This is a genomic window from Streptomyces sp. SID12501, from assembly GCF_010550245.1.
GTDB lineage: Bacteria > Actinomycetota > Actinomycetes > Streptomycetales > Streptomycetaceae > Streptomyces.
Genome location: NZ_JAAGLU010000218.1, coordinates 1 through 674, shown reverse-complemented (window position 1 = coordinate 674; position 674 = coordinate 1). Strand labels below are relative to the sequence as shown.

General features: G+C 67.8%; 1 pseudogene. It reads left to right on the top strand.

Features of this window, described 5'->3' with window-relative positions:
• Positions 1-495: pseudogene (locus tag G3I71_RS45350) on the top strand (IS701 family transposase); the annotation flags it as partial.
• Positions 496-674: the final 179 nt, after the last annotated feature.

Sequence of the window (674 nt, the reverse complement as noted above, 5' to 3'; positions counted from 1 at the left end):
GGGCACGACCGCGACGCGGGGACGTCCGTGCTGCTGGTCCGCCGGCACCGCTACACCCGCACCGTGTCCTACTACCGCTGCTTCGCCCCCGGACCTGTGACACTGGCGCGACTGGTATCACTGGTGTGCCGCAGATGGCGGGTCGAGGACGACTTGCAGGACGCCAAAGAAGTCTGCCACCTCGACAAAGGCCAGGTCACCTGCTGGAACTCCTGGCACCGCTCGCGCGTGACCGCCCTGGTCGCCTACGCCTACCTGGCCACCGCCGCGGCCCTCGAACGCACCGCCCAGACCAGCCGGAACGACCCCTCCGAGGCCGACCTCGTCCCCCTCAGCAGCCACGAACTCCTCCGCCTGCTACGAGCCCTGGTCCTTCCACCACCCCAACGAGACCGCGACCACCTGCTGTGGTGGTCCACCTGGCGCCGCCGCCATCAACACCGCGCCCGCCTCTGCCACCGCCGTTGGCACACCTACGCCGACACCACACCATGACCAGACAGCACACCAGCAGCTATCTACAGCTGCCGTATCTGATGATGACTCAGCCGAGTGCCGGACGCGGCAACGGAGCCCCCGGTAGGCAGGGCTGATTCAAAGTCTGGTTGATCATGCTGCGGTGCAGGTCAGGCCAGTCCGAGGAGGTCGAGGGGGCGGGTGAAGGGCGTGTAGGA